Raw genomic sequence first — 4,687 nt, forward strand, 5'->3', positions numbered from 1 at the left:
TATGGCGGCGGACTCCCCGCCCACTTTCGGAATGCGGAACGGGCCTGGGTGACGGGGTGTGCTGTGATCCTTCACAACTCCATTATCCCTCTCTTGGCGCCAAACTGAGACCCTGCCGCCGGCGGATTATGATGCGCGCACCCGCCCGCAGCGGTTAGAATGGCGGAGACCCGTTGGGCAGCGGGTCACTACTTTTTTCTGCATCGCGCATCCATGGAAGCCATCCAATCCAAGCGGGGGGCGGTCGCTGACGAGTCCACCCTGGTGCAAGCTGCCAAGAGCGGCGATCTTGGGGCTTTTGAGCAGCTGGTGAAGCTCTACGACCGCAACATCTTCCGCATCGCCCAGCATATTACGCGCAACCGGGAAGACGCGGAGGACGTGGTGCAGGATGCCTTCCTGAAGGCGTACGAGAACCTGGGACAGTTCCAGGGCCAGTCGAAGTTCTACACCTGGCTGGTGCGCATCGCCGTCAACGAAGCGCTGATGAAGTTGCGGCGCAGGCGTCCCGACAAGATCGTTTCGCTGGACGAGAACATCGAGACCGAGGAAGACTCCATGCCGCGTGAGGTGGCGGACTGGAGCCCGAACCCGGCCCAGCTCTACGACCAGGCCCAGCTCAAGCAGATCCTGAGCAAGGTCATCCAGGGGCTGCCGCCGGGCTTCCGCACCGTGTTCGTGCTTCGCGACGTGGAAGGGCTGTCCACGGAAGAGACAGCCGAGGCGCTGGGCCTGAGCATCCCAGCGGTGAAATCGCGCCTGTTGCGCGCCCGCCTGCAGTTGCGGGAACGCCTCAACAGATACTTCAAGGCGCGGGAAGACGGAGATCGTTCCAAGTGACCTGCAAGGAACTGCTGAAAGAGCTGACCGACTATCTGGACGGCACCATCGATGACCGCACCCGGTCGGAGCTCGAGGATCATCTCAACTGGTGCCACGATTGCTTCGTCATCTGCAACACCACCAAGATGACGGTCGAGATCTACCGCGATTCCCGCCTCTACGAGCTTCCCGAGAAGCTGCGCACCAGCCTGGAGAACGCCATCCTGAAGAAGTGCCGGCAGAAGGAAAAGCAGAAGAAGGAACGCCCCCGCAACGCCTGAACTTCCCGCACCCGCATCCCCCGCCCGGCTCCCGCTCTAGAGCGTGGCGCCTTCGTCCCCGGCCGCGTCCTGTTTCGACAGCAGTTCGTTGAGCAGGCCCAGCATGTCGCTCACCGTCAGAATGCCCACCAGCTTGTCGCTTTCCACGGCCAGCAGCGCGCCGATCTTCTTGGTGTAGAGGATGGAGACGGCGTCCTCGATGGGGGTCTCGGGCGAGACCACGATGGGATTGCGGGTCATGGCCACGGTGATGGGGGTGGATTCGAAGACGGCGTTGTACTCCTCGGGCGTCATCTTGGCCAGCATGGAGGGAGCCATGCGGGAGACGTCGCGGTCGCTGATGATGCCCACCACCCGCCCTTCTCCGTCCACGATGGGGACGTGGCGCTTGCCGGTGCGCCGGATGAGCAGCGCGGCGTCCAGCAGGCGAGCGTCGTCCGACAAGGTCGTCACCTTCGTCGTCATGTAGTCGCGGACCTGCATGCGTCCTCTCCCAGGCAGGGTGAGCTTCCGGCGGCGAATTGTAGCACACGCGCTTCCCTGGCAGCCGCGCCCCTCCCGCGCCGGAACCTCGCTGGGCACCGCCGGATTCCCGCCTGCACGCCCGGTTCCCGGGAGGATTCCGCGTATAATACGCAGACCAATCTGCCCTCCGCGAGGACCCGTGAAGGACGTTCACCCCAGCGTCCGCGAGATCGCCGTGCTGCAGGAGGCGACGGAGATGATCCTCTCCAGCGCCGACGTGGACACGGTGCTGCACCAGATCCTGCTCATCGTCCGCAACTACTTCGGCATCGCCAACTGCGCCGTCTTCATGGTGGATGCCGCGGCCGGCGAACTCTACGTGCGCGCCCAGAACGGCTATGACGACAGCCTCGCCCGCCAGCGCCGCTTCCGCATCGGCGCCGATGGGGTCACCGGCTGGGTGGCCCAGGCCAAGACCCCTCTCTACGTTCCCGACGTCAGCAAGGAGGCGCGCTACCTGGTGGGCGATCCCCGGGTGCGCAGCGAGCTGGCCCTGCCCCTGGTGGTGCGCGATGAGGTCATGGGCGTGCTCGACCTGGAGAGCGACAAGCTCGACTACTTCACCGACGACATGATCGGCCTGCTCGCCCTGTTCGCCGGGCAGGCGGCCGTGGCCCTGGAGAACGCCCGCCTGTACTCCACCGAGCGCCGCCGCATGCGCCAGCTCGAACTCATCAACCTGATCGCGCGCTCGGCCACCGCCGCCAACGACATCGAGCAATTCCTGGCCACCATGGCCGACCTGATCTACGACACCTTCGAGGGCACCGAGGTCAGCATCCTGCTGCGCGATCCGGCTGGCACCCTGGCCCTGCGCGCCCATGCCGGCAGCCAGGAACCGGTGCTGGAACGCTTCCAGGCCTCGGAGCGCTCCGGCATCCTGGCCCAGGCCTTCTCCGCCCGCATGAACATCCTGCAGAACGACCTGCCGGCCCAGCCCGACTGGCCCGCCTGCGTGCCAGACTCCGGCTCCGAACTGTGCGTGCCCCTGGTCTCCTTCGGCGACACCCTGGGCGCGGTGGTCATTGCCCACGCCCACCGCAGCTTCTTCAGCGTGGACGACCGTTCCATCGCCCAGGCCGCCGCCGACGTCTGCGCCACCGCCATCAAGAACGTGCAGTTGGCGGACGAGCTGCGGCGCGTGACCAGCACCGATTCCCTCACCGGGGTCTACAACCAGCGCTACTTCCACGCCGTGGTGGCGCAGGAGATCTCGCGCTCCCGCCGCTACAACAAGCGCTTCGCCCTAGCCATGCTCGATCTGCGCGGCTTCCGCGCCATCAATCAGGGGCTGGGTTTCGATGCCGGCGACGAACTGCTTTGCGAAGTGGCGCAGATGCTGCGCCGCCAGGTGCGCTCCATCGACATCCTCTGCCGCTACGCCGGCGACCGCTTCGCCCTGGTCCTGCCCGAGACCGACCGCGAACGCATCGGCGCCGTCCGCGCCAAGGTGGAGGAGGGCCTGGGCCGCATCCACTTCCAGGCGGAGGGCGCGAGCCGCAGCCTCAGCGCCTCCTGGGCGCAGGTCCACTATCCCCACGACGGCACCGGGGAACTGGAGCTGGTGCGCCTGCTGCTCTCCCGCATGGCCCTCAGCAAGAAGGAAGCCTCCGCCCCCGAGGCCTGACCCCGCCGTGCCCGCAAAACAAAACCGGCGGCCGCAGCCGCCGGTCCCGGACTTCGCTCTTCCTTACTGGTCGCGCTTCTTGAGCACCGGAGGACCCTCGTCCTGGTTGCTCCCCTGCTCGCCGTGGTTCTGGGCGGTGGCGCGGCGCAGGCTGGGACGGTTGTTGTCCTTCTCGTCGTTGAGGTGGCGCTTGTTCTCGATGGCCGCCAGCCGCGCCTTCACGTCCTCGAACTCGCTGGTGTCCACCAGGTACTGGTCGCGCGCGGGCAGGATGGTGGCGATCTCGTGCTGGGTGGCGGAGATGCGGTCGGGCGTCTGCGGGTGCGAGTCGAAGGCCTTGGCCAGCGTCCCCGGCTTCTTCTTCTCCATGGCCTGCACCTTCTCGAAGTACGTGACCAGGCCGTTGGGATCGTAGCCCGCTTTGTACATGTACTCGACGCCCAGGTGATCGGCTTCGGACTCGAAGCCGCGGCTGAACTTCATGAAGGTCAGGGGCAGCATCAGGCTGGCGGCGCTGCGCACCGCGTAGCCCAGGCCTCCGCCCACGAAGATCAGCGGGATGGTGGCGATGTTGGCCCAGTTGGCCCGGGTCATCTCGCGGGTGGCGTGGCGCGCGGCCACGTGCGCGATCTCGTGCGCCATCACCCCGGCCAGTTCGTCTTCTTCGTCGGCCGCCAGGATGGCCCCGGAGTTCACGTACATGAAGCCGCCGGGCAGGGCGAAGGCGTTGATGGAGTCGTCGTCAATGACCTTGATGGTGAAGGGGACCTTGGCATCGGAGTTGCGCACCAGGTTCTGTCCCAGCCGGTTGATGTACTCGTTGACCACCGGGTCCTTGACCAGCTTGACGCTGGATTCCACCTGCATGGACATCTCTTTGCCCATCTGGATCTCTTTTTCCAGCGAGTACCAGTTGCCCAGGCCCTTGCCCCCCATCTTGCGATTGCCGATGGAATCCACGTCGTCCTTGCCGCCGGCCTTGACGTTGGGCTGGGCGGCGGGAGCAGGAGTGGTATCGGCGGGCGGAGGAGCGGCGGTATCGGCCGGTGCCTGGCTGGTGTCAGCCGGTGGAGCGCTGGGCTGTTGGCCGGCGCTGGGCGTGCTCGGGGAGGGGTTCTGGTTCTGCGCCAGGAGGGTGGAAGAGGAGCTCGCGGAGGCCAACAGGAACACCACCGCCAGCAGCAATGCACGCATTTTCATGGGCCAACTCCGTTGCCTAGTATAAACCCGAAAAAGCCTTCGAAAGATGCGCCGGACCACACTTTTTCCTGCTTGCTTAGACGCCGCCGCACCCTTCGGAGTTACCTGGGCGCCCGCTTTTCTTCTCCCTGGGCCGCCCTGCCTTCCTTTGGATGCCCCGGCAGCGGGGGCTGATTCCTGAAGTTTGGCGGGCAAAGGGAATCCTTGAGTCGCCCCCCGAATCCTCGTACCA

General features: G+C 65.8%; 5 protein-coding genes. 3 read left to right on the forward strand and 2 right to left on the reverse strand.

Features of this window, described 5'->3' with window-relative positions:
- The first annotated feature begins 213 nt into the window (after positions 1 to 213).
- On the forward strand, positions 214 to 840 hold the full coding sequence (locus VEG08_10535) for a sigma-70 family RNA polymerase sigma factor (protein ID HXZ28422.1): 627 nt from the start codon (positions 214 to 216) through the stop codon (positions 838 to 840).
- Positions 837 to 1,103 (forward strand): zf-HC2 domain-containing protein, encoded by a 267-nt coding sequence (locus tag VEG08_10540; protein ID HXZ28423.1) that lies wholly within the window; start codon positions 837 to 839, stop codon positions 1,101 to 1,103. The genes VEG08_10535 and VEG08_10540 overlap by 4 nt, the downstream gene beginning before the upstream one ends.
- 36 nt (positions 1,104 to 1,139) lie before the next feature.
- Here VEG08_10540 and VEG08_10545 read toward each other — a convergent pair whose 3' ends face one another.
- Entirely contained in the window at positions 1,140 to 1,586 is a 447-nt protein-coding gene (locus VEG08_10545) for a CBS domain-containing protein (protein ID HXZ28424.1), read from the reverse strand.
- Between the two features lie 181 nt (positions 1,587 to 1,767).
- On the opposite strand from VEG08_10545, the gene VEG08_10550 reads away from it, so the two are divergent.
- A complete protein-coding gene (locus VEG08_10550; protein HXZ28425.1) occupies positions 1,768 to 3,255 on the forward strand; it encodes a GAF domain-containing protein in 1,488 nt (495 codons plus the stop codon).
- A gap of 63 nt (positions 3,256 to 3,318) precedes the next feature.
- On the opposite strand, the gene VEG08_10555 is transcribed toward VEG08_10550, so the two are convergent.
- Positions 3,319 to 4,455, reverse strand: coding sequence for a M48 family metallopeptidase (locus VEG08_10555; GenBank protein HXZ28426.1), 1,137 nt, complete (start codon positions 4,453 to 4,455; stop codon positions 3,319 to 3,321).
- Between the last annotated feature and the right edge of the window lie 232 nt (positions 4,456 to 4,687).

The organism is Terriglobales bacterium, from assembly GCA_035624475.1.
Lineage (GTDB): Bacteria > Acidobacteriota > Terriglobia > Terriglobales > Acidobacteriaceae > DASPRL01.

Excerpts from the sequence above, each read along its gene's own strand:
- VEG08_10535 (HXZ28422.1), top strand. The coding sequence starts at position 214 with ATGGAAGCCATCCAATCCAAGCGGGGGGCGGTCGCTGACGAGTCCACC.
- VEG08_10545 (HXZ28424.1), bottom strand. The coding sequence starts at position 1,586 with ATGCAGGTCCGCGACTACATGACGACGAAGGTGACGACCTTGTCGGAC.
- VEG08_10555 (HXZ28426.1), bottom strand. The coding sequence starts at position 4,455 with ATGAAAATGCGTGCATTGCTGCTGGCGGTGGTGTTCCTGTTGGCCTCC.